Annotated in this window: 23 protein-coding genes; 9 read left to right on the top strand and 14 right to left on the bottom strand. The window is 62.0% G+C overall.

All coding sequences use genetic code 11. The features are described 5' to 3' along the window. Positions 1 to 75: 75 nt before the first annotated feature. The 4 genes from ACFOGH_RS19250 to ACFOGH_RS19235 all read right to left on the bottom strand — a co-directional run bounded on the left by ACFOGH_RS19250 (position 76) and on the right by ACFOGH_RS19235 (position 3,260). Positions 76 to 1,242, bottom strand: coding sequence for an ABC transporter substrate-binding protein (locus tag ACFOGH_RS19250; protein WP_380074799.1), 1,167 nt, complete (start codon positions 1,240 to 1,242; stop codon positions 76 to 78). 142 nt (positions 1,243 to 1,384) lie between these two features. Then, a complete protein-coding gene (locus ACFOGH_RS19245) occupies positions 1,385 to 1,816 on the bottom strand; it encodes a GAF domain-containing protein (RefSeq protein WP_380074798.1) in 432 nt (143 codons plus the stop codon). Positions 1,817 to 1,833: 17 nt separating this feature from the next. Beyond that, the gene (locus tag ACFOGH_RS19240) at positions 1,834 to 2,913 is read right to left on the bottom strand and encodes an HPP family protein (protein WP_380074797.1); all 1,080 of its coding nucleotides are present in this window, start codon (positions 2,911 to 2,913) and stop codon (positions 1,834 to 1,836) included. Then, positions 2,910 to 3,260: a hypothetical protein gene (locus tag ACFOGH_RS19235; RefSeq protein ID WP_380074796.1), complete on the bottom strand. Its 351-nt coding sequence runs from the start codon at positions 3,258 to 3,260 to the stop codon at positions 2,910 to 2,912. Before ACFOGH_RS19235 ends, ACFOGH_RS19240 begins: the two co-directional genes overlap by 4 nt. 249 nt (positions 3,261 to 3,509) lie before the next feature. Here ACFOGH_RS19235 and ACFOGH_RS19230 point away from each other — a divergent pair, with 249 nt between their 5' ends. After that, positions 3,510 to 4,115 (top strand): hypothetical protein, encoded by a 606-nt coding sequence (locus ACFOGH_RS19230; protein ID WP_380074795.1) that lies wholly within the window; start codon positions 3,510 to 3,512, stop codon positions 4,113 to 4,115. Positions 4,116 to 4,117: 2 nt separating this feature from the next. On the opposite strand, the gene holA is transcribed toward ACFOGH_RS19230, so the two are convergent. The 4 genes from holA to ACFOGH_RS19210 all read right to left on the bottom strand — a co-directional run bounded on the left by holA (position 4,118) and on the right by ACFOGH_RS19210 (position 8,867). Beyond that, positions 4,118 to 5,131 (bottom strand): DNA polymerase III subunit delta, encoded by a 1,014-nt coding sequence (holA, locus tag ACFOGH_RS19225; RefSeq protein WP_380074794.1) that lies wholly within the window; start codon positions 5,129 to 5,131, stop codon positions 4,118 to 4,120. Next, positions 5,128 to 5,616 carry an LPS assembly lipoprotein LptE gene (gene lptE, locus ACFOGH_RS19220; protein ID WP_380074793.1) on the bottom strand — a complete coding sequence of 163 codons (489 nt, stop codon included), beginning with the start codon at positions 5,614 to 5,616 and terminating at the stop codon, positions 5,128 to 5,130. Before lptE ends, holA begins: the two co-directional genes overlap by 4 nt. Further along, positions 5,603 to 8,239: a leucine--tRNA ligase gene (leuS, locus tag ACFOGH_RS19215; protein ID WP_380074910.1), complete on the bottom strand. Its 2,637-nt coding sequence runs from the start codon at positions 8,237 to 8,239 to the stop codon at positions 5,603 to 5,605. The genes lptE and leuS overlap by 14 nt, the downstream gene beginning before the upstream one ends. A gap of 112 nt (positions 8,240 to 8,351) precedes the next feature. Beyond that, positions 8,352 to 8,867 carry a DUF3576 domain-containing protein gene (locus tag ACFOGH_RS19210; protein WP_380074792.1) on the bottom strand — a complete coding sequence of 172 codons (516 nt, stop codon included), beginning with the start codon at positions 8,865 to 8,867 and terminating at the stop codon, positions 8,352 to 8,354. Positions 8,868 to 9,315: 448 nt separating this feature from the next. Here ACFOGH_RS19210 and ACFOGH_RS19205 point away from each other — a divergent pair, with 448 nt between their 5' ends. Together ACFOGH_RS19205 and ACFOGH_RS19200 are read left to right on the top strand one after the other, a co-directional pair. Further along, positions 9,316 to 10,269 (top strand): porin, encoded by a 954-nt coding sequence (locus ACFOGH_RS19205; RefSeq protein WP_380074791.1) that lies wholly within the window; start codon positions 9,316 to 9,318, stop codon positions 10,267 to 10,269. Between the two features lie 110 nt (positions 10,270 to 10,379). Continuing rightward, positions 10,380 to 11,033: a YggS family pyridoxal phosphate-dependent enzyme gene (locus ACFOGH_RS19200; RefSeq protein WP_380074790.1), complete on the top strand. Its 654-nt coding sequence runs from the start codon at positions 10,380 to 10,382 to the stop codon at positions 11,031 to 11,033. Here ACFOGH_RS19200 and ACFOGH_RS19195 read toward each other — a convergent pair. The 3 genes from ACFOGH_RS19195 to ribA are packed head-to-tail and all read right to left on the bottom strand — an operon-like array spanning position 11,030 to position 14,537. Beyond that, the gene (locus tag ACFOGH_RS19195; protein ID WP_380074789.1) at positions 11,030 to 12,901 is read right to left on the bottom strand and encodes an alpha-amylase family protein; all 1,872 of its coding nucleotides are present in this window, start codon (positions 12,899 to 12,901) and stop codon (positions 11,030 to 11,032) included. The two genes, ACFOGH_RS19200 and ACFOGH_RS19195, sit on opposite strands and share 4 nt — an antisense overlap. Before the next feature lie 53 nt (positions 12,902 to 12,954). After that, positions 12,955 to 13,455 carry a L,D-transpeptidase family protein gene (locus ACFOGH_RS19190; RefSeq protein WP_380074788.1) on the bottom strand — a complete coding sequence of 167 codons (501 nt, stop codon included), beginning with the start codon at positions 13,453 to 13,455 and terminating at the stop codon, positions 12,955 to 12,957. Further along, complete coding sequence (gene ribA / locus ACFOGH_RS19185) at positions 13,452 to 14,537, bottom strand: GTP cyclohydrolase II (RefSeq protein WP_380074787.1); 1,086 nt, start codon at positions 14,535 to 14,537, stop codon at positions 13,452 to 13,454. Before ribA ends, ACFOGH_RS19190 begins: the two co-directional genes overlap by 4 nt. A gap of 151 nt (positions 14,538 to 14,688) precedes the next feature. On the opposite strand from ribA, the gene ACFOGH_RS19180 reads away from it, so the two are divergent. Then, the gene (locus tag ACFOGH_RS19180) at positions 14,689 to 15,375 is read left to right on the top strand and encodes a response regulator transcription factor (RefSeq protein ID WP_380074786.1); all 687 of its coding nucleotides are present in this window, start codon (positions 14,689 to 14,691) and stop codon (positions 15,373 to 15,375) included. Positions 15,376 to 15,582: 207 nt separating this feature from the next. On the opposite strand, the gene ACFOGH_RS19175 is transcribed toward ACFOGH_RS19180, so the two are convergent. Beyond that, positions 15,583 to 16,818 carry an MFS transporter gene (locus tag ACFOGH_RS19175; RefSeq protein ID WP_380074785.1) on the bottom strand — a complete coding sequence of 412 codons (1,236 nt, stop codon included), beginning with the start codon at positions 16,816 to 16,818 and terminating at the stop codon, positions 15,583 to 15,585. Positions 16,819 to 16,996: 178 nt separating this feature from the next. Between ACFOGH_RS19175 and ACFOGH_RS19170 the strand changes: the two genes are divergently transcribed. The 5 genes from ACFOGH_RS19170 to ACFOGH_RS19150 all read left to right on the top strand — a co-directional run bounded on the left by ACFOGH_RS19170 (position 16,997) and on the right by ACFOGH_RS19150 (position 22,475). Then, positions 16,997 to 17,530: a hypothetical protein gene (locus ACFOGH_RS19170; RefSeq protein ID WP_380074784.1), complete on the top strand. Its 534-nt coding sequence runs from the start codon at positions 16,997 to 16,999 to the stop codon at positions 17,528 to 17,530. Between the two features lie 12 nt (positions 17,531 to 17,542). Next, positions 17,543 to 18,808 (top strand): imelysin family protein, encoded by a 1,266-nt coding sequence (locus ACFOGH_RS19165; RefSeq protein WP_380074783.1) that lies wholly within the window; start codon positions 17,543 to 17,545, stop codon positions 18,806 to 18,808. 127 nt (positions 18,809 to 18,935) lie between these two features. After that, on the top strand, positions 18,936 to 20,441 hold the full coding sequence (locus ACFOGH_RS19160) for a di-heme oxidoreductase family protein (RefSeq protein ID WP_380074782.1): 1,506 nt from the start codon (positions 18,936 to 18,938) through the stop codon (positions 20,439 to 20,441). A 2-nt stretch (positions 20,442 to 20,443) separates the two neighbouring features. Continuing rightward, positions 20,444 to 21,415, top strand: coding sequence for an imelysin family protein (locus ACFOGH_RS19155; RefSeq protein ID WP_380074781.1), 972 nt, complete (start codon positions 20,444 to 20,446; stop codon positions 21,413 to 21,415). A gap of 1 nt (position 21,416) precedes the next feature. Continuing rightward, entirely contained in the window at positions 21,417 to 22,475 is a 1,059-nt protein-coding gene (locus ACFOGH_RS19150; protein ID WP_380074780.1) for a DUF1513 domain-containing protein, read from the top strand. Positions 22,476 to 22,503: 28 nt separating this feature from the next. Here the strand turns inward: ACFOGH_RS19150 and ACFOGH_RS19145 are convergent, their stop codons facing one another. Together ACFOGH_RS19145 and exbD are read right to left on the bottom strand one after the other, a co-directional pair. Beyond that, a complete protein-coding gene (locus tag ACFOGH_RS19145; RefSeq protein WP_380074779.1) occupies positions 22,504 to 23,430 on the bottom strand; it encodes an energy transducer TonB family protein in 927 nt (308 codons plus the stop codon). After that, a complete protein-coding gene (gene exbD / locus ACFOGH_RS19140) occupies positions 23,427 to 23,870 on the bottom strand; it encodes a TonB system transport protein ExbD (protein WP_380074778.1) in 444 nt (147 codons plus the stop codon). The genes ACFOGH_RS19145 and exbD overlap by 4 nt, the downstream gene beginning before the upstream one ends. Positions 23,871 to 23,872 lie beyond the last annotated feature (2 nt).

Raw genomic sequence — 23,872 nt, 5'->3', positions numbered from 1 at the left:
CGGGGAGGGGGAAGGGTGCGTGATGTCACGCACCCTTTGAGAGAGATGTAGGGCAGGGTATCCGCCACCGCTGGCTTAACGCCCGCCGATCACGCCGATATAGTCGGACACCCAGCGATAATACGGCACGCAAGCACCTTCGCCTTGGGCGCAGTTGGCGGTCGGCGTGGTCCAGAACCGGATCTTGTCGAAATCATCCAGACCGTTGGCCGTGCAACCTTCCGCCGTCTGCATCCCTGATTTGTCGGTGCAGGCGGCGGGCACCACCGGGTTGCCGCCGAACCAGACCGAGAGGTCGGATTGCAGGTTGGAGTTCAGCGTATGCTCCATCCATTTATAGGCACAATTCGGGTTGGCGGCATCGGCGGCCAGCATGGTGGTATCGGCCCAGCCGGTGGCACCTTCCTCGGGGATCGTCGAGGCGATGGGGAGTTTTTCCGATTGCAGCAGGCCAACCTGGAACGGCCAGGAACCCGAGGCCACCACGCCCTCGTTCTTGAAATCATCCATCTGGATATAGGCGTCGTGCCAGTAGCGGCTGACCAGCTTGCGCTGTTCGCGCAGCAAATCCAGCGCGGCCTTGTATTGGCCTTCGTTCAACTCATAGGGTGAGGTGATTTTCAGTTCCGGCTTGTGGAACATCAGATATTGCGCGGCATCGGCGATGTGGATCGGGCCATCATAGGCCTGCACGCGGCCCTCGTTGGATTTGCCATCCGGCAAGTCCATCTTCTCGAACACCACGTTCCACGATTTTGGCGCTTCCTTGAACACATCGGTGTTATACATCAGCACGTTCGGCCCCCACAGATAGGGTGTGCCGTAATGGACGCCATCGACGGTGAACCATTTGGCATCTTGCAGGCGCGGGTCGATTTTCGACCAGCTTGGGATCAGCGCCGGGTTGATCGCCTGCACCCGTTTGCCCGCGATCAGCCGCAGCGAGGCATCGCCCGAAGCCGTCACCAGATCGAAGCCGCCTTCGTTCATCAGCGCGACCATCTCATCGCTGGTGTTGGCGGTCTTGACGTTGACCTTGCAGCCCGAGTCGGCCTCAAACTTTGTCACCCAGTCATAGGCCTTGTCGGTTTCACCGCGTTCAATATAGCCGGGCCAGGCGACGATATTCACCTGCCCTTCCGAGGCGCCAACTTCGGTCATCTCGGCAAGGGCGGGGGTGACGGCGGTGGCAAGGCTGGCCAGAAGGGCGGCAGCGGTGGCCGCTTTGTGGGTTTTGGTCATGGAAAGCTCCCTGTGATTGAGCGCAAGCCGGGTTCCCGGTCATGCCATCAGGGTAGCGGGGTCGCGCTGTTTCGCAACAGAAAATCGTGGCGCGGCGGCAGTTTTTTGATCAAACGATAAACCGTGCCGCCGCAGCCGGGGCTTAGCCCTTGGCCATTTCGGTGGCGAGCGCCGCATGGTGCCGGGCAACCAGTGCTTCATAGGCGGCCAGTCTTTCGGAGGTGAAGTGGTGTTCCTCGGCCAGAAGGTTGACTGTGCCCAACACTTTGCCGCCTTCGACCAGCGGGATGTTGATGCAAGAGCCAAGGCCAAGCGAGCTGATCAGCGCGTGATCGAAGAAGTATTTGGCGAATTCTGGCGTTGTATTGGCGACAAAGGTTTGCTGGCCGGTGATGCAATGGTCATACCAGCCGTCACGGGTCAGCGGTTTGGTGCCAGATACCGGGTATTCCACCGGATGCGAGGTATAGGCACGGCGCGCCACATCAAGCTTCAGGTCTTGCACGGTGACGGTGAACAGGCGGGTGCCAAGGGCTGCGCAGGCGTGGTGCAGAGTGTCATAGACGGCGGGCATCGAAGGCTCCTTCAGGTTTAGGCAGGCATATGGCCGGACAGCAAAGCGATCATGTCAGAGCGGGTGATCAGGCCGACAAGCTGGGGGCCTTCCAGCACCGGGATGGCTTGTTGGTTGCCATCGGTCAGCAGCGGGATCAACGCGGCAAGCGGTGTCTCGGGCGTGACGCTGCGCAGGTCGCTGTCGATCAGCATTGCGGCGGTCAACGTCGGGTCGGCAAGCCCGACGAGGGCCGATTGCGATACAAGCCCGCCGAAGCTGCCATCAGCATTGCGCACCGGCAGGGTCTTGAAGCGGTGGGTGCGGAAGCTGGCCGCCAGTGCGGGCAAGGGCGTGTCGGGCGTCACCTGAATCAGATCGCGGGACATCATCTGATCGGCGGTGGTCGGGCCCAGATGGCTGGCATTGGCCTCTGTTTCGGCGGCTTCGATCAGGCGCGCGAGGTCTTCGACGCCAAGGTTGCTGCCCAGTCGCAGCCTGGTTAGCGTGGCGGCCAGCACTTGTTCTGATGGGATAAACCGGCGGTCGGGGGCAGGGTCTTTGGTGCCGTGCGGTGTTGGATCGGGGGCGACACGGAACGGATAGCGCCGCCCGGTGATCTGTGCCCACAGGATGCCAAAGCCGACCAGCGCCATGCTGCCGCTGGCCACGGGCAGCGCCAGATAGGACAATCCGGGCAGGGCATCAGGATGCGCCGACAGCACGGTGGCCAGCGCCACCGCGCCACCCGGCGGATGCATGGCACGAAGGCCTGCCATGGCGAGGATGGCCAGCATCACCGCAAGTGCTGCGGTTGGCAGCATCGGCATGCCCGTGTGTAGCAACAGCACGGCGGCAAGGGCCGCGACGGTGTTGCCAATCACCACTGCCCAAGGCTGCGCCATCGGGCTGTTCGGCACCGCGAAGATCAAAAAGCACGATGCACCGAAAGGCGCGATCAGCGCCGGATGGCTGATCGGATCGGCTCCGGGATGCAGCCCCCATAGCACCGCAGCCGTCAGGGCAAGCCCCAATGCGGCGCCAGTCGCCGCACGCAGAATCTCGTCCGGCTTCGGCGCGGGCATCGACGGGCCAAGGCTATGCAGGAAATGTTTCACGGCTGTTTCCGGCTGACCCAGCCCGCGCTGGCGATCAGGGCAAGGTCGGGCTCCGGGTCTGGCAGCGGCGGCGGATCGTCTTGCCAGAAGAACAGCCGCACATGCGCCGGGGATTTCAGATCATCCGGTTCCGCAAGGATCTGATAGTGCATCTGGAAGCCTTCCAGCAGCAGCCCTTCGGCGTAGAACGGGATTTCTTCGGCCTCGAGCAGGGCATCGGTGCCCGATTGCGGCTCCCACGCCGCGCCATCGGCCCAGATCACTTCAGCTTCGACCTCGGGATGTTTGAGGGCGAGCTTGGCAAGGGGGGCAAGGAAGGTCTCGATCGGCGTGGGGGATTTGGCCATGGTTGCCTGCTTTGTTTATCGGGTTGAAGCAGGTGGGGCGGGCGGGGTCAAGCGGGTTACGGCGCGGCGCCGGGGGTTTCACACCCCCGGACCCCCGTGGAGTATTTTTGCCAAGATGAAAAAATTTTAGATAAAGTTTAGCGGTTTGAGGATTGCAGGGGGTGGTTTCAGGAGCTGGCAAGGGGTGGTGGTTCCACACTTGGCGCGCTGCCTGTGGGGTGATCAGTTGAGGGGAGATTTTGTGAGGGGATGATGGAAGATAAAGTCTCGGTTTCGCCTGTGCCGCGCCCGTCGTGGTTGCCCAGTCTACTGCTGCCGCCGCCGATGCCATGGGGATTGGTGCGGTGGGTGGCGCTGCCGTTGGCGGTGCTGATCTGGGCATTGGCAGTATTCTGGCGCGCGCCGGTGTTATTGGGGCAGCAGGGCGTGGTGTTTGTCGTCTCTGCCCTGACGGCGGTGCCGTTCGCGTTGGTTTTGGCTTATGGTATTGCGACGCTTGTGGTGCTGTTTGGGGTGAACCGGCATCGGTTGCGGCGGGTGTTTCGGCCGAATTGGGGGCGGGTGATTGGCGCGGTGGCGCTGGCACTTGTAACGCCCTTTGCGGTTTTTGATTGGCTGCCGGCCATATTGGGCGGGGTTACGGCGATATTGTTTGTGCCAATGGCCCTTTCGAATGGCGATGTTGGCGGGTTTGGCATTGTTGCGGTTGCGGTAGGCCTTTGGTATTCGGTGGCGGCGCTGATCGTGTCTGGCACACGGTCGCGATGGCTGCGGTTTGGGCTGTTTTGCTTGATGTTCTGGTCAGGCTATGCCGGACTGGTGCTGTTCACAGGGGTTCGGCATTTCAGCCTGTAACCCTACCGCTTCATCATCGCCAACCGGATCAGTGCGCGTTCCATCACAGCCATCGCCGGGGCGCGTGAGGTGGAGCGGAGGGTGAGGTCGGTTTCCACCAGCAGGCCAAGCGCGTCCTCCAGCCGCTGCATACCCCAGGCCGAGGCCTGCCGCTGCATCGCGTCGCGGCGGGGCCCGAAGATGCGGGCTTTCATGATGCCCGAAGATATACCGCCGGGGTCTGCGGCTGCGACATGCAGGCTGCGGAAATGCCGCAGCGCACCGATGCAGATGGTAACGGGCAGGATGCCTTGCCCCTCAAGTCGGCGCACCAGCGGGCCGATCAGGCTGGCATTCTTGTCAGCAGCGGCGGCGATCAACTCATCCACCTCGGCCTCGACGGTAGCAGGGGCGAGGGCGTGGATTTCTTCCGGGGTCAGCGGGGTGGGATCGTTGTGCTTGTAAAGCGCGATCTTTTCCAGGGTCTGCCGAAAATCGCCAGGATCAAGGCTGCGGGCAAGCGTGGCAAGGTCAGCCATCGCCGTGGGTGCAAAGTTCTTCAGGCCAGCCTTGGCCAGTTCGGCCTCGATCTCCTCACGCGAGGGTGGGTCATCATAGAGACCGATGCTGACAGCGTTCAGATGTTTCTCGAACAAGGTTTTCAGGGTGGATTTGCCGGTGAGATTCCCCGCCGTCACCACGACCTGTGCATCGCCCGGTCGCCAGTCTTGCAGCGTCGCAGCGATAGAGGCGGTCAGGCCGTCGGTCGCGTCTTCCAGAAACGCCACGCGCGGGCCGGGGAAAAAGCCGATCTCGCGGGTGGCATCGGTCAGCAGGCTGGGAGATTTGCGCAGATCGCCGGCCTGAATACGGGTCAGGCGCATTTCAGCCTCGCCCTGCGGGCCGATCAGCGCCGCGATGGCCTCTTGCCGTTTCAGGGCCACGCGCATGGTGTCGGCACCAAAAATCAGCAGACCCGCATGTTTGGGGTCGGGTTTGGCGCAGTATTGGCTGGCAGCAAGTCCAGCGAGTTTCATTTATTCCAACTGCCGGAGGTCGCCAGCAGTCTTGCGGTGATCTGGTCGGCGAGGATGCGCATCAGGCGGCGGGCGGCGTCTTCTTGGGCGGCAAGGCCTGCGACAGTGGAGCCGGTGGCAGAGTAGGAGGTGAAGCTTTTCACCTGTCCCCCGGTCACGCGGGTGCCGCTGCTGCGGTCGGTCAATACCCAGTCGATCACGCCGTTCAGGTTATAGCGGGTGATGGCGTTGTCGGGGGTGATGCCGACGCCAGTGGCCGAGGTTTTGATGCTGTAGGTCAGATCAAAACGGTCGGCTTTTGGGCGGCCGAGCCGCTCTTCCAGACGTTCGACAAGGTCGAAGCCATTTTTATCGCTGGGGTCAGCGACGCGGATGCTGGATTGGATGCCGCGCGCTGGCCCCCCCGGCCCATATGCGGGCTGGAAGCCGCAGGCCGCGAGGGCCAGCGGTGTCAGCAGGAACAGGCGGCGTTTAAGCAACGACATTGATGATGCGCCCCGGCACAACGATGATCTTCTTCACAGGCGCACCTGCGAGGAATTTGATCACAGCTTCATCCGCCAGCGCGATTTTTTCAACCTCGGATGCGGGCATGTCTTTCGGCACGCTGATTTCTGCGCGGCGTTTGCCATTGATCTGGATCGGCAGTGTGACGGTATCATCCACCAGCAGCGCCGGATCGGCCTTGGGCCAAGGCGCGGTGGCGCAGAGGCCAGCGCCGCCCTGATAGCTCCAGATCGATTCGGCGATATGGGGGGTCATCGGGCACATCAGTTGCGCCAGCGTGCGGATCGCCTGTTTCATCGCTGGGGTAGAGCCGTTGGCTTTGGCCAGCGTGTTGGTCAGGCCATAGAGTGCCGCGATGGCCTTGTTGAAGGCGAAGGTCTCGATGGCGCGGGTGATTTCATCCACGGCTTTGGCGGTGGCGCGGGCAATCTCGGCATCGCCTTCACCGACATGATCCGCAGGCATCTCGCCGATGCGCGAACACAGTGCCCAGACGCGGGACAGGTGCTTGAAGGTGGCTTCGGCACCCGAGGCTGTCCATTCCACATCGCGTTCAGGCGGGCTGTCGGACATCACGAACCAGCGTGCGGTATCCGCCCCAAACGCCGCGATGATGTTCATCGGATCGACGACGTTTTTCTTCGATTTCGACATCTTGGCCGAAGGGATCACCTCGACCAGCCCGCCTTCGTCGCTCAACGCTTGCAGCCATGCGTTGACATCGGGAATCATCTCGGGGTCTGGCGGTGCCACATCGCCCAGCACCGTGACACGGCGGTCGCCGATGCTGAAGGTCGTCACATCTTCGGGCAGGTGATACACCGGGCGGCCAGCGGCGTCGGTGGTCTTGTAGATCTCATGCGTCACCATGCCTTGCGTGAACAGGGCGTTGAACGGCTCGATCGCCTTTTGCGGCAGATGGCCGGTGGCGTGCATGGCGCGGGCGAAGAAGCGCGAATAGAGCAGGTGCAGAATCGCATGTTCGATGCCGCCGATATATTGATCGACGTTCATCCAGTAATCAGCGTCCTCGGCCACGGTCGGCGTGGTGGCATGCGGGGCGGTGAAGCGGGCGTAATACCACGACGAATCGACGAATGTATCCATCGTGTCGGTTTCGCGCCGGGCAGCTGCGCCGCATTGCGGGCAGGTGCAGTTGCGCCAGGTCGGGTGACGGTCCAGCGGATTGCCGGGGATGTCGAAGCTGACATCATCGGGCAGTTTGACCGGCAGATTCTCTTTCTTTTCCGGCACCACGCCGCAGGTGGCGCAATGGATCACTGGAATCGGGCAGCCCCAATAGCGTTGGCGGGAAATCCCCCAATCGCGCAGGCGATAGTTGGTGACACCGCGCCCGATGCCACGCGCCTCACATTCGGCGATGGCGGCGGCGATGGCCTCCTCGCCGGTTTGCAGATCGTTGCCGGCAAAGCCGCGGATATATTGCACGCGCTCGGATTTCATCGGAACGTAGGCTTGGTCCAAGGCGACTTCTTCGGCGCCTTCGGGCACAAAAACCGCCGGAATCGGCAAGCCGTATTTGCTGGCAAATTCAAAGTCGCGCTGGTCATGCGCCGGGCAACCAAAGATCGCGCCAGTGCCGTAATCCATCAGGATGAAGTTGGCGATATAGACCGGGAGTTCGATAGAGTTATCAAACGGATGCAGCACGCGGATGCCGGTATCCATACCGATCTTTTCCGCCGTCTCCATCGCCTCGGCCGTGGTGCCACCTTTTCGGCATTCAGCAGTAAAGGCGGCAACGGCAGAGTCGTGACGCTCCAGATGTTTTGCCAGCGGGTGATCAGGGCTGATCGCCGCGAAAGACGCGCCCAGCAGCGTATCGGGCCGGGTGGTGTACACCTCGATGCGGTCAAAACCTTCGGGCGCGCCGGTTGTGGTGAAGGCGAACTGCAGGCCACGCGACTGTCCGATCCAGTTCGCCTGCATCAGGCGGACCTTTTCGGGCCAATCCTTCAACCCGTCCAAGGCTGACAGCAATTCGGCGGAATAATCGCTGATCTTGAAGAACCACTGCGTCAGCTCGCGCCGCTCCACCTGCGCGTTTGACCGCCAGCCTTTGCCGTCAATCACCTGCTCATTGGCCAAAACAGTCAAATCGACCGGATCCCAGTTCACTACGGCATTCTTGCGATAGACCAAGCCCTTGGCCATCATGTCGATGAACATCGCCTGCTGTTGGCCGTAATATTCCGGGTCGCAGGTGGCGAATTCGCGGCTCCAGTCGATCGACAGGCCAAGCGGTTTCATCTGCGCGCGCATATCGGCGATGTTGCCGTAGGTCCATTCCTTCGGATGGCCGCCCCGCTCCATCGCGGCATTCTCGGCGGGCATCCCGAAGGCATCCCAGCCCATCGGATGCAGCACGGAAAACCCCTGCGCCGCCTTATAGCGCGCCACCACATCGCCCATCGTGTAGTTGCGCACATGGCCCATATGGATGCGACCCGAGGGATAGGGGAACATCTCAAGCACATAATACTTCGGTTTCGATGGATCGCGGCGGGCCTTGAACGTCTCGGCCGCGTCCCAAGCCGCTTGCCATTTCGCTTCGATGGTCTTGGGTTCGTAACGCGACATATCAGGCCCCTTGATCAGTTCCATGGCGCGAATACACCGCCATGGGGGGCAAGGTCCAGTAGTGGCTTACAGTTTGGCGCTTAGAGGCCGCCCTGCTTAGAGACCCTAGCGCTTACAGGCCGCTGTCCTGAATGCGCAACTGACGCGCGCGGGTCAGGATGGCATCCTCCACAGCCCGGATGGTTTCGGGCGAGACCGACCCGCCGCCGCTGCCCTGCATAGCAATCTTCAGGCTGCGCGCATCCAGCGCCGGATCTTGCACATAGATCGTCGCCCGCACCGCGCGGCCGCCGCCCGGAGGTGTGCCATAGCCGGTGACGATCACCCCAGTGAACGGGTCCACCGATTCGATGGGCAGGAAGTTCAGCACATCAAGGCTGGCCTTCCAGATATACTTGTTCACCTCGACCGTGGTGTTGGGGTTGTCGGATTTGCGGAACAGTTGCCCTATGCCGCTTTGGTTATTCCGTGCTTCCTCGCGGTTTTCGCGCGATAGTTCGGCCTGCACCTTGGGATCGTATGAGCCTCCGCCGACCCTGCCCAGCATGCCACAGGCGGCAATCCCGGTCAAAAGCGCGGCCATCAAGCCAAAATTCAGCGCTTTACCCATGATACGACCCAACATCATCCGGTTTCCCCATGCCAACCTGTCGCTGTTTATACTGACCGCTTCGGGCGTGCCAAGGCTTTTCCACCAAACGCCAGGTTTCAGCCAACGCACAGCTTGTGAGAATGCAGAGATTCTTCACAAAAAGTCGGGTGCGGGTCTACACTTGGTGTCTTGCGTACAAATTAACCATAGGCCTTCCCAGCTGGGAAAATGAGAAATGCGTGCAAGCAACCTCGCTTCTTGCAACAAACCCGCCCGCTTGCCGTCACGGCTGAGGAAGAAGCCACCGAAAGCTGCCGACTTGGCGGGTGCTGCGACTGTGGCAAGGGTGCATCACCGCCGCCACGATTGCCCGGATTGGTGCGCGGACCGTTGCAATCAGGGCCGTGGAGGAGGAAAACACCCCCATACCTGCTTCAGGCTTGCTTGAGTATGGTCGCGTCTTTGAGAAAAACGAGGAAACACGATGAAAAAAATTCTTCTCTCCACCACCCTGCTCGTTGCAACCGCTGGCGTTGCAGCTGCTGAAGTGACCCTGAGCGGTTCGGGCCGTTTCGGTCTGGACTATGCTGAAAACCGTGTCGCTAGCGATGATGTGACTGCGGCGAACAAAACCATTCTGGCTTATCGTTTGCGTATCAACGTTGACGCAAAGTTCGAAGCTGACAACGGCGTGACCTACGGTGGTCGTATCCGTTTCCAGAACACCAATGGCCAGTCGGCTGCGGCTTTCAGCCCTGCAATGCTGTACGTTGAAGCATCGGGCGTTCGCGTCGAAGTTGGTAACGCAAACACCGCTTTCGACTCGGTTGCTCTGATGTACAACCCGGAAATCGGCTTCCAAGAGCGTTCGTTCGGTGACCCGCTGGGCGCTTACTACTCGTTCAACAGCGGCTCGTATGGCGCGGAAAACAACCGCGTTGGCATCTATGTTGCTTACTCGGTTTCGGGTGTGAACCTGAAAGCATCGTTGGTTCAGCCTGACCAAACACTGGCAGACGCTGGCCCGACCATGCAGGACGAGATGTCGGTTGCTGCTGACTACACCTTCAACCAGTTCACCGTTGCTGCTGCTTACGTGCAGAACGGCCTGGGTCTTGAAGGCAACGATCAGACCTTCGTCGGTGTGGCTTACAAATTCAGCGACGCTGGCTCGGTTGGCTTGAACTACAACGACAACGGCGATCTGACCGACGTTGGCGGCGGTGAAGTTGGCACCAGCATCACGCTGTATGGCAACTACAACATCAACGGCATCACCCTTGCTGGTTACGTGACCGATCTGGACGTTGATGGTGCTGACACCGCTTACGGTCTGGGCGCTTCCTACGACCTCGGCGGCGCAACCCTTGCTGGTGCTGTCGAGTCGGGCTTCGACGGCGACACCCGCGCTGACCTCGGCGTGCGTATGTCGTTCTGATCTTAACCGATCAAACGCTTCGGAAAGAGCGGGCCTTGTGCCCGCTCTTTTCTTTTGTTCCGGGCGGTGATCAAGTGCCGCAAAACAGCGGTCAAACGCGTGGAGGCACCATGGCATTGCAAACAATTCTGGAACGCATAAGAGCCGCCGAGGCTTTGGCTGGCCGTGCGAAAGGTTCGGTGCAACTGATCGCCGTCAGCAAGGTGCAGCCCGATGCGCGGGTGCGTGACGTGCTGGAGGCAGGCCATCGGCTGTTTGGCGAAAATTACGTGCAGGAAGCTCAAGGAAAATGGCCAGCGTTCCGGGCGGAATTCGATGCGGTGCAGGTGCATATGATCGGCCCGCTGCAAACCAACAAGGCCAAGCTGGCGGTCGAGTTGTTTGACGCCATTCACACGCTGGACCGTGTCTCATTGGCCGAAAAACTGGCGAAACTGGCACAGGCGCGCGGAGCCTGTCCGCAGGTGTTCGTGCAGGTCAACACCGGGGCCGAGCCGCAAAAGGCCGGGGTTCTTCCGGAATCGCTGGATCAGTTCGTCGCGCATTGCCGCAAGATGGATCTGAACCCGGGGGGCCTTATGTGTATCCCGCCCGAGGGCGAAGATGCAGGCCCACATTTTGCCATGTTGGCCGAGATGGCGGCGCGCAATGGTCTGACGGGCCTGTCGATGGGGATGAGCGGCGATTTCGAAGCCGCAATTGCCGCCGGAGCGACGCATGTGCGCGTGGGCAGCGCGATTTTCGGCGCGCGCGCTTACGTTTAGGTCAGCCATACCCGCGCGTAGGGTGGCAGCGCCAGATAATCGCCATGCAGCGTCACGATCTGATCCGACAGCGCGTCGTGCCAATGCGTGATGCCCTGCGCCTGCAACCAGCCGCCCGAAACGTGCTGCCAGTGGTGCGAAAAGTTGAACAGGCACAAAATGGGCCCTGTCGGTGCAGCGCGGCGCACGGCAAACAGGGTTTGATTACCGGTTTCGACGATGTGGATCGGATTGGCTCCATGCAAACCCGGAGTGGCGCGACGCCGCGCCAAAATAGCTTGCGTGCCCAGAAAGCACTGCGACGAGACAGAGTTGCCAGAATTGCGTGCAGCGGCCAAAGCCCAATCCATTCGGGGACGGTGCAGCCAGCGGCTGTCATGGGCGTGCGCGGGGTCGTCGCGGTAGCTGTGGTCGTTCAACAGCCCAAGCTCATCGCCCATGTAAATCAACGGGATACCGCCAAAAGCCGAGATCAGCGCGTGGCCCATCAGGATGCGTTGCACCGCCATATCGCGATCATGCGCGTCGTGTGTCTCTAGCCCCGCGAGCGAGGCGAAACTGCCGGAAATACGTTTATCGCCGGTGGCTTCATTGACCTGAAACGGCGCACCTTGGGCAAAGCTGCCGGGAAAGCCTCCCTCGTAGAAATCCGACAGAAAACGCCGATGCGCTGCCCCATTCAGACCCACAGCGCGGGCGTCTTCATCGGTGACGGCCCAACCGATATCATCGTGACAGCGGATATAGGTGGCATAGGTGGCGTTGGTCAGCCGATCTGGGAAGTGGCTGGCCAGCACATGCGTCATCAGTCGGGTGTCCCGGGTGGCCAAAGCGCTCCAGAATTGCACCATCAGCGAGTTGTGATAGGCGAGATTGCCCTCGCGCCCGTCATGTTTGCCGCGGCCGAAATAAGGCAGCATTTCCTGCGGCGAGACGATGGCTTCCTCCAGATGGATCACCGCTGGGGCTGCGATGCGGCAGCAGGCACGCAGGGCTTGCAGCAGCATATGCACCTCGGGTTCGGACTGGCAGCGGGTGCCGAGGCGCTTCCACATGAAGGCTACGGCATCCAGCCGCAAAACGTCAACTCCGGTGTTGGCGAGGTGCAGCATGATGCGGGTAATCTCAAGAAAAACCTGTGGGTTAGACCAGTTGAGATCCCACTGATGTTGGTTGAAGGTGGTCCAGACCCATTTGCCGAATTCTGGGTAATGGGTGAAATTACCGGGGGCATTGTCGGGGAAAACCTCGACCAGCGTTTGCGCATAGGCATCGGGTTGCTCTGGCGTGTCGAACATCCAATACAGGTCTTGCGCGGCGGGGTCGCCCTTGGCTGCGGCCTGTGCCCAGGCGTGTTCTTTCGCGGTGTGGTTCAGCACGAGGTCGATGCAGAGCGAGATGCCGCGCTTGCGCAGCTCGGTTGAAACCGCTTTGAAATCTTCCAGATTGCCGTAGGCGGGGTTGATGCTGCGGTAATCCATCACCGAATAGCCACCATCGGAATCACCGGGCCGAGGGGTAAGGCAGGGCATGAAATGCACGTAGGTGATGCCAAGATCTTCGAGGTAGTCGAGATGATCCAGCACGCCGCGCAGGTTGCCTGCAAAGCGGTCGATGTAGAACACATAGCCCGCCATATCGGCGCGCTGAAACCAGTCAGGTTCCAGATCACGCTTCAAATCCAACAGTTTAAGGTCGGCGGGGCGGTCGCGCCAACCTTCTGCAAGGGCGGATTTTAGATCTGTGCAGAATTGGGCGTAGCTTGGATGCTGGCCGTAAACCTGCTCCAGCATCGGCCAGAGGTCCGGGGCGGATCGGGCCATGCGCAGGGCGAAAATCTGGTCATCCGATTTTACAGCTTTGGCCATCATATCCCCCCGATTTACGGCAGAATATGAAATCCGAACCGCTTTGGGAAGCCTTAGCGAACGATCAGCCGGGATTCGGGGCGCAGGCGGTTGGCGATCCAGATCAGGTTTTGCCGAGACAGGCCGATACAGCCTGCGGTCGGGTGGCTGGGGCTGCGCCAGGTGTGAATGAAGATCGCCGAGCCTGCGCCGGGAATGGGATCATCCCAGTTCCAGTCGGTGATCAGGATCAGATCATATTGCGGATCGCTGCGGCTCAAACGCTCGTGGCTGAAGGGATAGGGCGCGCGGACGAGTTGGTTGTAGTCGAAATCATTGGGGTCGTCTGACCACAGATCACCGGGACGGATCGGCACCGCCCAATCGGGCAGTGTGCGGCGCGCGATGCGGTCGGGGCGGTAAAGCATGCCTACGATGCGATGACTGCCGACAGGCGTGCTGCCATCGCCTTCGCGCTTGTCATCGGTGATGCCGCCGCGCCCGATGGTGCAGGGAAAGCGGCGGTTTTGAAACAGCAGGCCCATAGGTGTCAGGATCAGGTCGGAGGATTTCATAGCAGGTGCCCGGATTTGGCGGCTTTGGTGGCAAGATAGGCGCGGTTCTGTGCGGTTTGGCCAACCTTCAGCGGCACACGCTCGGTCACTGTCAGGCCGCAGGCTTGCAGCATGGTCAGCTTTTTCGGGTTGTTGGTCAGCAGACGCACTTGCGAAAAACCCATGGTTTGCAGGATTTCGGCACCGATCCTGAAATCGCGTTCATCATCTTCAAAGCCAAGGCGGTGGTTGGCCTCGACCGTGTCAAAGCCCTGATCTTGCAAAGAATAGGCGCGCATCTTGTTGGCCAGACCGATGCCACGGCCTTCCTGATTGAGATACAGGAGAACTCCCGCGCCTTCCTGCCCCATCTGGGCGAGGGCGGCGTGCAGTTGCGGGCCGCAGTCGCATTTCAGGCTGCCCAGCACATCGCCGGTGAAACAGGCCGAATGCAAGCGGGCCAGCACCGGCTGGGCGCGGTCAGGGCGGCCGATCTCGATGGCGTAATGCTCGGCGCTGCCATCATCGGGGCGGAAGATGTGCAAACGGCCCGCTTGGGCCGCCGCCATCGGCAAGCGGGCCGAGATCACCGGCGCAAGCGGCGCGAGGCGGTCGAGATCGGCGCAATCGGTGTTGGCCAGCAGCGTCAGGTTGTTGCGGGCGGCCAAAGCCAGCCCATCGGCCACCGGAACCAGCAGCATCGCAGGCAGCAGTTGCGCCGATTTCGCCAGCGCGATGGCGGTGCGGTGCAGGGTGGCGGGGCCGTCGCGCAGCGCCACCAGCGGGCCTTTCATCGGCACGTTCAGATCATCGGCGGGGTCGGCCACCGCGCGCAGCCAGCGCAGATCAGCCTCGGCAGGCACGCGCAGGCGGGCCAGATCGCTGTCATAGGGGATCGCTTTCAACGTCTCGGCGCGACGGGCGGTCAGCGCGAGTTCGGGCGTGCCCTCGGCGCGAAAGGCGGCAAGGCGGGCATCGGTCAATTCCTCGACCGCTGCGCACAGCATGGCTTGGCCGCCGCCCGTCAGCACAATCGCCAAGCCAAGCCGCAGATCAGCGCGGGCGCGGGCAAGAATTTCGGGGGTGGAGGGATGCAGGCTCATGCGGGTTTCATAGGCGAAAGCGGAGCGGATTGAAACATTCGCCGCGCCTGCGACACGTCCGCGTGAGAAGATTGTAGCAAATCTTGTCGGAACCGTGAGGCAGGCGCATGTGTTTGCGCAAGGACAAACGGTCCGTCTGAAGGAGGTTCACATGGCAACTTTGCGAAAGATTCTGCTGGTCGATGACGACGACGATCTGCGCGAGGCGCTGAGCGAGCAACTGGTGATGACCGAAGATTTTGACGTGTTCGAGGGCCGCACGGGTGCCGAGGGTATGGAGAAGGTCAAGGCTGGCCTGTTTGATCTGGTGATTCTGGACGTGGGCTTGCCCGATACCGATGGCCGCGAGTTGTGCCGACGGATGCGCAAGGCCGGGGTGAAGTGCCCGATCATGATGCTGACCGGCCATGACACCGACAGTGATACAATTCTGGGGCTTGATTCGGGGGCAAATGATTATGTGACCAAGCCGTTCAAGTTCCCGGTGCTGCTGGCCCGCATTCGGGCGCAGTTGCGCACCCATGAACAATCCGAAGATGCGGTGTTCCAGATGGGGCCTTACACGTTCAAGCCTGCACAAAAGATGCTGGTTGACGCCAAGGACAAGAAGGTGCGGTTGACCGAAAAGGAAACCAACATCTTGAAGTTCCTCTATCGCGCCCAACAAGGCGTGGTGGCGCGGGATGTGCTGTTGCACGAGGTTTGGGGCTATAATGCGGGCGTGACCACGCACACGTTGGAAACCCATATCTATCGTTTGCGGCAAAAGATCGAAATCGACCCCAGCAATGCACGGCTGCTTGTGACCGAGAATGGCGGCTACAAGCTGGTCGCCTGACGGCGGAATTGGGCGCGTCAGGTAAGGTTTTCGTCACTTACGGGTCTTATTGTTGCCTGATTGAATGCTTATCTATCTGTTCAGGCCAGACGGCGTCCTCCCCGCCCGACGGCCAAAAGTTCCCCTTGCTGTGCCGGGGTTATGACACAGCACCCTCCCTGTTGGACCTGGCCGGGCCTCGTGCCCGGCCTTTTTTTGTCCAGCGTTTTATCGCAGATGCAGTCGGAACCACGCGTAGAGCGTGAGGGCCGCTCCAATAGCGGCGGCGACGGCATAGGGCAGCAGAACGGCTTCGGCGGTGCCCGATGGTTCTGCCCTCGATCCGGCCCAAGCGATCAACCAGCCGAAGGTGAAGGCGCCAAAGGCGGCGGGGCCCGTGCCGATGAAGCGGAAGGCGGAATTGACCCGGCCCAGCAGCGGCGCGGGGATATGGCGCTGGCGGTAGCTGACCTGCGCGATGTTCCACAGCATGCCGGAAAAGCCATCCAGCACCATGAACATCGCCACCAGCCACAACGGCGCATGCAAGGCCAGCACCAGTGACGTGACGCTGAACCCCGCCATGCCCAGCAGGATCGCGCTGCGCGGAGAGATATGGCGCAGCAGGCGCGGGCCGGTCAGTGTGGCCGCCAAGCCGCCGATGGCGGCCAGCGTCAGAAACAGGCCAAAGCCAAAGGCATCCAAGCCCAGCACACGCTGGCCATACAGCACCAGCACGGCGGCAAAGCCGTAACCGATAAAGTTGAAGCCGCCCAGAATGAAGGCCAGACGCCGCAGCGGGATGTCGCGCCACAGCCACAGCATCCCCTCACGCAGGGCCGCCAGCAGGGGCAGGTGTGGCGCGGTCTGCACTCGCTTAGGCAGGCGGATGCTGCCGATAAGCAGGATGGCGGCCAGCAGCATCACCGCCTGAATGCCGAAGGGCAACGCAATCGACAGCCCGATCAACAGGCCCGCCAGCGGAGGTGCTATGAACTCGCTGGTCAGTTTTTCCGCGCTCCACATCGCGCCATTGGCCTGTTCAAGCTGTGACTTCTCGACAACCGAAGGCGTGAAGGTTTGGGCTGTGTTGTCGCGCAGCACCTCGGCGCTGCCCAGGATGAACGACAGTGCGGCCATCATCAGAACCGGGGCGGTGCCCGGATGCGCGGTCAGCGCCAGGGTCAGCAGGGCAAGGGTGATCACCACACGCAGGCAATCCGCGCCGATGATTAGGCGGCGATGCTCGATCCGGTCGGTGATCACGCCTGCGGGCAGGGCAAACAGAAACCACGGCAGATTGCGGGCGCTGGCGACAAGGCCGATCAGGAACGGATCTTGCGTCAGCAGGGTGGCCAGCCATGCGACCGCCACGGCGATCAGCCCATCGCCCAGATTGGTGGCAGCCGACGAGGCGAACATCAGCCGGAAGTTGCGGTTTTGCCAAAGCGGATTTTCGGTCATGGCGGCAATCTGGCGAAGCGGCACCTTACGGTCAAGGCAGGGGTTTTGGCAACGATTAGCCGACAGAAAGAATCGGATTTACAATTCCGACGAAATCCGTCAGTTAATGGCGCAAGGCCCAACCTTTTCGGCAGGGCGCAGGTTGCAACGTGCAGTCGCGAAAGGCAGTCGGAAAGTCATGAGCTATTCCTGGTTCAAATCGTCAAAACCCAAACAGAACAGCCCGGTACAGGCCAGCTCTGTGCGCGGTGGTGCGGCGGTTGGTCTTTTGGCCGATCTGCCACCGCTGGAACGCGGCGCGGTGCATCTGCTGCGGCAATGGTGCGATGGTGAAGCCGGTCGCATCGCCATCGCCGAGGATTTCACCGCGATTTTCGGGGCGGAACAGGCGGCGCATGATGTGAACGCTCTGGCGCATCTGATCACGCTGATGGTGCAGATGGGCCGTCGCCCCTTGATGCGGCATCACACGCAATGCGCCTGCCTTGGCGGCGATGAAAGCGTCTTTGCGCAGATGGTTGCGGCGGCCACGGCAGGAGATCGTGAGGATGCGATGGCCTTCGGGCTGACCATGCTGCCGCCCGACATCGCCTATGAAGCCGTGCAGGTCGCCGAACGTGTCGGCCATGCAGCGCTTGTCATCATTCACAGACTTTCAGCCAAAGTTTCAGCCACTGGCGCGCATGTCGCCGCTTCAGCCACCCGTCACTAGGAAAGATACCCTATGCGCCCCTTGTTCTTCGCCTTGCTTGCAACTTCTGCCCTGACCGTGGCTGTCCAGCCCGCGCTGGCTGCTGATCCGGCTGCGGTGGCCAAGACCTATGCCGATATTGCGGCTGCGGGCTATGAAGACAGCCTGACCACCGCCAACGCTTTGCAGGCGGCAGTGGATGCGCTGATCACAGCACCTTCGGAAGACAGCCTGAAGGCCGCGCGGGCGGCATGGATCGCCTCGCGCCCGCCCTATATGCAGACGGAAGCTTTCCGTTTCGGCAATGTCGCGGTGGATGATTGGGAAGGCAAGGTCAACGCCTGGCCGCTGGACGAGGGCTTGATCGACTATGTCGACCCTTCCTATGGCAAGTCGGAAGAAAACGATCTGGCAACGCTGAACGTGATCGCCAACCCGAAGTTCAAAATCTCGGGCGTGGACGTGGATGCCAGCACGATCACGCCAGAGCTGATCTCGGGCACCCTGCAAGAGGCGGGTGGGATCGAGGCCAATGTGGCCTCGGGCTATCACGCGATCGAGTTCCTTTTGTGGGGGCAAGATTTGAACGGCACCGGGCCGGGGGCGGGCAATCGGCCCTTCACCGACTATGTGCAGGGCGATGGCTGCACGGGTGGCAATTGTGATCGCCGTGCGGAATATCTGAAGGCGGCGACCGACCTGCTGGTCAGCGATTTGCAGGATATGGCAGGCCAGTGGGCCACGGGTGGCACCGCGCGGGCGGTGATTGAAAAAGACCCCAAGGCGGCGCTGTCGGCTATTCTGACCGGGATGGGCAGCCTTTCTTATGGGGAAGTCGCGGGCCAGCGGATGCGTCTGGGTCTGATGCTGAACGACCCGGAAGAAGAACATGATTGCTTCTCGGACAACACCGCTGCCAGCCATTATTACGACGGTATCGGCATCCAGAACGTTTATCTGGGCCACTACACCCGCGTCGATGGGTCTGTGGTGTCGGGGCCGTCGATCTCGGAACTGGTTGCAGCGGCGGATCCGGCGGTGGATACCCAGTTGAAGGCAGAACTTGAGGCAAGTGTCACGGCTTTGGGCGCGATCAAGGCGGCGTCGGATGGCGGCATGGCTTATGATCAGATGCTGGCGGCGGGCAACAAGGAAGGCGAGGCTTTGGTGATGGGCGGCGTGAACGCGCTGGTGAGGCAGACCGCTTCGATCGAGCGCGCGATCACCACTTTGGGCTTGACCGGCACCAGCATCGAAGGCTCTGACAGCCTCGATAATCCGGGGGCCGTGTTCCAGTAACGCTTGCGTCAACAGCGCCTTGCCGTCGTCTGCTGCGATTGACAAGGCGCTGCGAAACCCACTCTGAGTAGGCAGGGGGCGCGGGCGAAACAGGGCAGCGCCCCCAACTGATATAGGGAAGACCCGGATGCTGCGCGTCCTTTTGATACTGCCGCTGCTGGCCGCGCCAGCCCTTGCGCAAGAGACTACCGGCCAGGATCTGACCGTGATTCCCCGCACCAAGGCCGAGGTGGCGCGTATTGCGGGCGTGGTGGCCCTGGCCACAGATTTCAGCCAGCCTGAGAAGTTTGAAGCGAAATCCGGCGGTGCCGCCACCGTGCGCGCCCGACCCACGGCGGATGCGTTTTCGCAGTTTTCCGGCAATATGCCTTTTGGCCGACAGATGAACTTCAATCTTGGCAACGCGCTGTTCACCAAAACCTGGGTGCCGTCGCCCGCCTCGACGTTGGCCTCGGATGGATTAGGGCCTTTGTTCAACGCGCGCGGCTGTCAGGATTGTCACCTGAAAGACGGGCGCGGTCATGTGCCACAGGCGGGTGAAAGTGCGGTGTCGATGTTCCTGCGGCTGTCGGTGCCGGGTGGGTCGAACCCGGCCGAGATCAAGCAATGGCTGGCGACGCAGGATGAGCCAACCTATGGCGGGCAGTTTCAGGATTTCGCCGTGCAAGGCATCGCTGCCGAGGGCAGGATGGTGATCAACTATTCCGAAACCCCGGTGACTTTGGCCGATGGCACAGTGGTCAGTCTGCGCGCACCGAAGTATTCGGTCGCTGACCTTGCCTATGGTCCGATGGCGGCGGACGTGATGCTGTCGCCGCGCGTGGCACCGCAGATGATCGGGCTGGGCCTGCTTGAAGCGATCCCCGAGGCCGATATTCTGGCGCGGGTCGATGAGGGTGACGCCGATGGCGACGGGATTTCCGGTCGCGCCAGCTTTGTGCCTGCGGGGCCGGATGGCCATGCTGCCTTGGGCCGCTTCGGCTTCAAGGGCGGCAAGGCGACGATCCGTGACCAATCGGCCGGGGCGTTTCAGGGCGATATGGGGCTTGCGACGGCGCTGCACCCCGATCCATGGGGCGATTGCACGGTGGCGCAAACCGCGTGCCGCGCGGCCCCCAGCGGGCAGGAGCCGGGCCTGCGCGATGGCTTGGAAGTGGATCACCAAAGCCTTGATCTGGTGACGTTCTACGCGCGCAATCTGGGCGTGCCAGAGCGGCGCAATATCGACGACCCTCAGGTTCTGCGCGGCAAGCAGGTGTTCTATGACATCGGCTGCACCTCTTGCCATACGCCGAAATACGTCACCGAGCGGTTGAAAGACCAGCCAGAGCAAAGCTTTCAACTGATCTGGCCCTATACCGATCTGCTGCTGCATGACATGGGTCCGGGCCTTGCCGACAACCGCCCCGAGGGGCGCGCGACGGGCTCGGAATGGAAAACCCCGCCGCTATGGGGCATTGGCCTGACTCAGCAGGTTTCCGGCCACAGCGAATTTCTGCACGACGGTCGCGCGCGTTCGTTTCTAGAGGCCGTGCTGTGGCATGGCGGTGAGGCGCAGACCAGCCGCGATGCCGTGGTGGCTTTGCCGAAAGACGACCGTGACGCCATCCTCGCATTTCTGGAAAGTTTGTAATCATGCTGCTGCGCGCGACGTTGCTGACGTTCTGCCTTGCCACTCCGGCTTTGGCTGATTTTGAACAGACCCTGTCCGATCACATCTTGCCCGGCTACGCGGCCTTCGCGACCAGCACGCAAGAGCTGGCGGATGCCGCTGCCAAGGATTGCAAAGCGGATGGCCTGAAACCTGCCTTCAACGCGGCCTATGATGCTTGGCTCGGCGTGCAGCACCTGCGTTTTGGCCCTGCCGAGGCGGATGGGCTGTCGGTGGCGATTGCGTTCTGGCCGGATCCAAAAGGCTCTGGCGCCAAGGCGCAACGTGCGTTGCTGTTGGGCGATCCGGCACAGCTTTCGCCGGAACATTTCCCCGATCAATCGGTGGCAGCGCGCGGCCTGACGGGGCTGGAGCGGTTGCTGTATCCGGCCGAGCCTTTGCCCGCCGACCCCTGCGCGCTGATAAAGGCGACGACGCTGGATCTGGCGCGGATGGCCAAGATCATCAATGACAATTGGATCAACACATATTCCAAGACCGTGCTGACCGCAGGCGATCTGGGCAACACCACCTTCCAGACCCGCCCCGAAGTGCGTCAGACCCTGTTCACGCAGGTTGTCGCCGCGCTGGAGTTTGACAAGGACACCCGCCTTGCCCGCCCTCTGGGCACCTTTGACAAACCGCGCCCGGAACGCGCCGAGGCTGTGGCCTCGGGGCGCAGTCAGCGCAATGTCTTGCTGTCGCTGCAGGCCTTGCGCGCCATGGTGGTGACGCTGACCCCCGATGCGCCGCTGACGCTGGCGGGGTTTGATCGGGCGATCAAGCTGGCCGAGACGCTGGACGATCCAAGCTTCGCCGGGGTTGCCACGCCGCAGGGCCATCTGAAGGTTGAGATTTTGCAGCAGGCGATCAGCGCCTTGACCGATACCGTGGTGTCCGAGCTTGGGCCGGAACTGGATGTGGGCGTCGGCTTTAACGCGGCGGATGGAGATTGATATGGCAACGCGGCGGGCGTTTCTGGCGGGCTTGGCTGCGGCCAGCCTGCCGCGGGTGTCTTGGGCCGAAGTCGGCTCTCCCGCCTGTCTGGCTGCGGGCAAGCTGGGCGACGAATTCGTGCTGCATGGCCTGAGCGCTCAGGGGGAAAGCCTGTTCGAGATCGGCCTGCCTGCGCGCGGTCATGCGGCGGCGGCGCATCCGACGCAGGCCTTGGCGGTGGCCTTTGCGCGCCGCCCCGGCACATTCGCGCTGGTGCTGGATTGCCTGACCGGCGCTGTGCGGCATCGGCTGACCCCACCCGACGGGCGGCAGTTCAACGGCCACGGCGCGTTTTCGCTGGACGGCGCGCTGCTGATGACATCGGAAGTGGTGGCCGAAGGCTCGGCGGGGCGGGTCGGGCTGTGGGAAACCGCAGGCTTTACCCGCATCGGCGAATGGGAAAGTGGCGGCATCGGCCCGCATGACATCCGGCGCTTGGCGGATGGCCGTCTGGTGGTGGCCAACGGCGGGATTCAGACTGACCCCGGCGACCGCACCAAGCTTAATACGGACACCATGCGACCCAACCTGACGCTGCTATCGCCCGAAGGCGCGCTGCTGGATCAGGTGGAATTGGCAGATGAATTGCACCAGAACTCGATCCGCCATCTCGCCCTGCACGGCGAGGGTGTGGCTTTCGCGATGCAATGGGAAGGCGATCCGGCAGAGCCTGTCGCGCAACTGGGCCTCTGGGTGCCGGGCAGCGCGCCGCAGCTTTGCCCGCCGCCAGATGCGCAAGGCTTTGCGATGAAGGGCTATGCGGGCTCGATTGCTGTCAACCGGGCGGGCGATCTGATCGCGCTCACCTCGGCACCGGCGGGGGTGGTGATGCTGTTTGATGGCGTGGGCAACTGGCTGTCGAGCGATCAGCGCGCCGATGTTTCGGGGGCTGCGGCGGTGGGTGATGGCTTGCGGCTGACCGATGGGCAGGGTGGTGTGTGGGGCTATGGCCGCGACGGCCTGACCCCGCTTGCCCGCAATTCAACCGAGTGGGACAATCACCTGATCGCGCTGGCCTGATCAGGTTGGCCCGATCAATCTGACCTGATCACTTCCCGACAAATTCAAACGAAAACCGCGCGGCGACCCCCGCAGGCGGCGCTGGGAACGGCGCCGCGCGTTGAATGTGATCCAGTGCCGCCGCATCCAACGCGGGCGAGCCGGAGCTTTTCACGATCTTCACCAGCGACAGTCCGCCGCTTGCCGAAATCGCAAAGCCGACCACAGCGCGGCCCTTGCCCGCATTGGCGTGCTTTGGGGTGGCCTTGATCTTTTTCATCACCGCCTTCTGATAGGCGGCAGGCGACGGGCCTTGCGCTGCAGCCTTCGCAGCCTTGGCGGTCGCGGTGGCTCCGCCCGCATTGGGTGCGGCTGCACTGGCTTTCGTAACCTTCTTCGGAGCCGGTTCTTTGGCTTTCTTGGTCTTGGCAGGTTTCTTTTCAACCTGCTTCGGCTTTGCCTCGGCCTTTTTCACTGCCGGTTTTGCAGGTTCTTGTGGCTTTGGCGCGGGTGGCGGCGGCTCGGCAGCAGCCGGTTGCGCATCGGGCGCGGGCAACGGATCGGGCGGCGGCAAATGCATGTCGGGCGGCGTGGGTTTGGCATCCGTCCTCTGTTCGGGCGCGGGCTGCGTTGGCGCGTCGGGTTTGGCCACCGGCTGCGCGGTTGGCAGATCAGGCGGCGAGTCGGCTTCAGGCGCTTTGTCGGCCATCTGGCTGGGCGCTTCGGCACTGGCAATCGGGGCCGGATCAGAGATGGCAGCAACGCTTTCCGCCGCAGCCGGGGCTGGGGGCAGCGTCAGAAAAATCGGTTGATCCATGACCGGCGGCGCGGCAGATGTCAGCGCTACGGCGCTGGCGGCACTCAGCACTAGCGCGGTGGTCGTAGCCGACAGCGCCCAACTGCGCCAGCTTCGCTGCGGTTGCGCCGAGGCCGCGATGGGGCAGGACACCGGGCATTTGCGGAATTGCGTTGTCATGGCGTGGCCTGCTCCGCGTCGCCGCTTTGCAAGCCAACCAGCGCGACCTTCAGATAACCAGCGCTGCGCAACTGATCCAGCACCACCATCAGATCGCCATAGGGCACAACCCGGTCGGCGCGCAGAAACACCTGCACATCGCGCTTGCCCTTGCTTTGCACATCCAGCGCCGCTTGCAGATCGCTGCGTGCAAGCGGCTGATTGCCCAAGGTCAGCGTGAGGTCAGGCGCGAGGCTAAGCCACACCGGATCTTCCGGGCGCTGGGTGGCCTCGGCAGACGAGGTTGGCAGATTCAGCGGTACATCCACGGTGGAAAGTGGTGCCGCAACCATGAACACGATCAGCAGCACCAGCATCACATCAATGAACGGCGTGACGTTGATCTCGGCCATCGCGCCATCGTCGTCTTCATCGCGTTGGGTGCTCGGGCTGATGGCCATGA

The organism is Cypionkella sinensis (genome assembly GCF_042646385.1).
GTDB classification, from domain to species: domain Bacteria; phylum Pseudomonadota; class Alphaproteobacteria; order Rhodobacterales; family Rhodobacteraceae; genus Cypionkella; species Cypionkella sinensis.
This window is presented reverse-complemented; position numbering and strand designations above follow the sequence as displayed.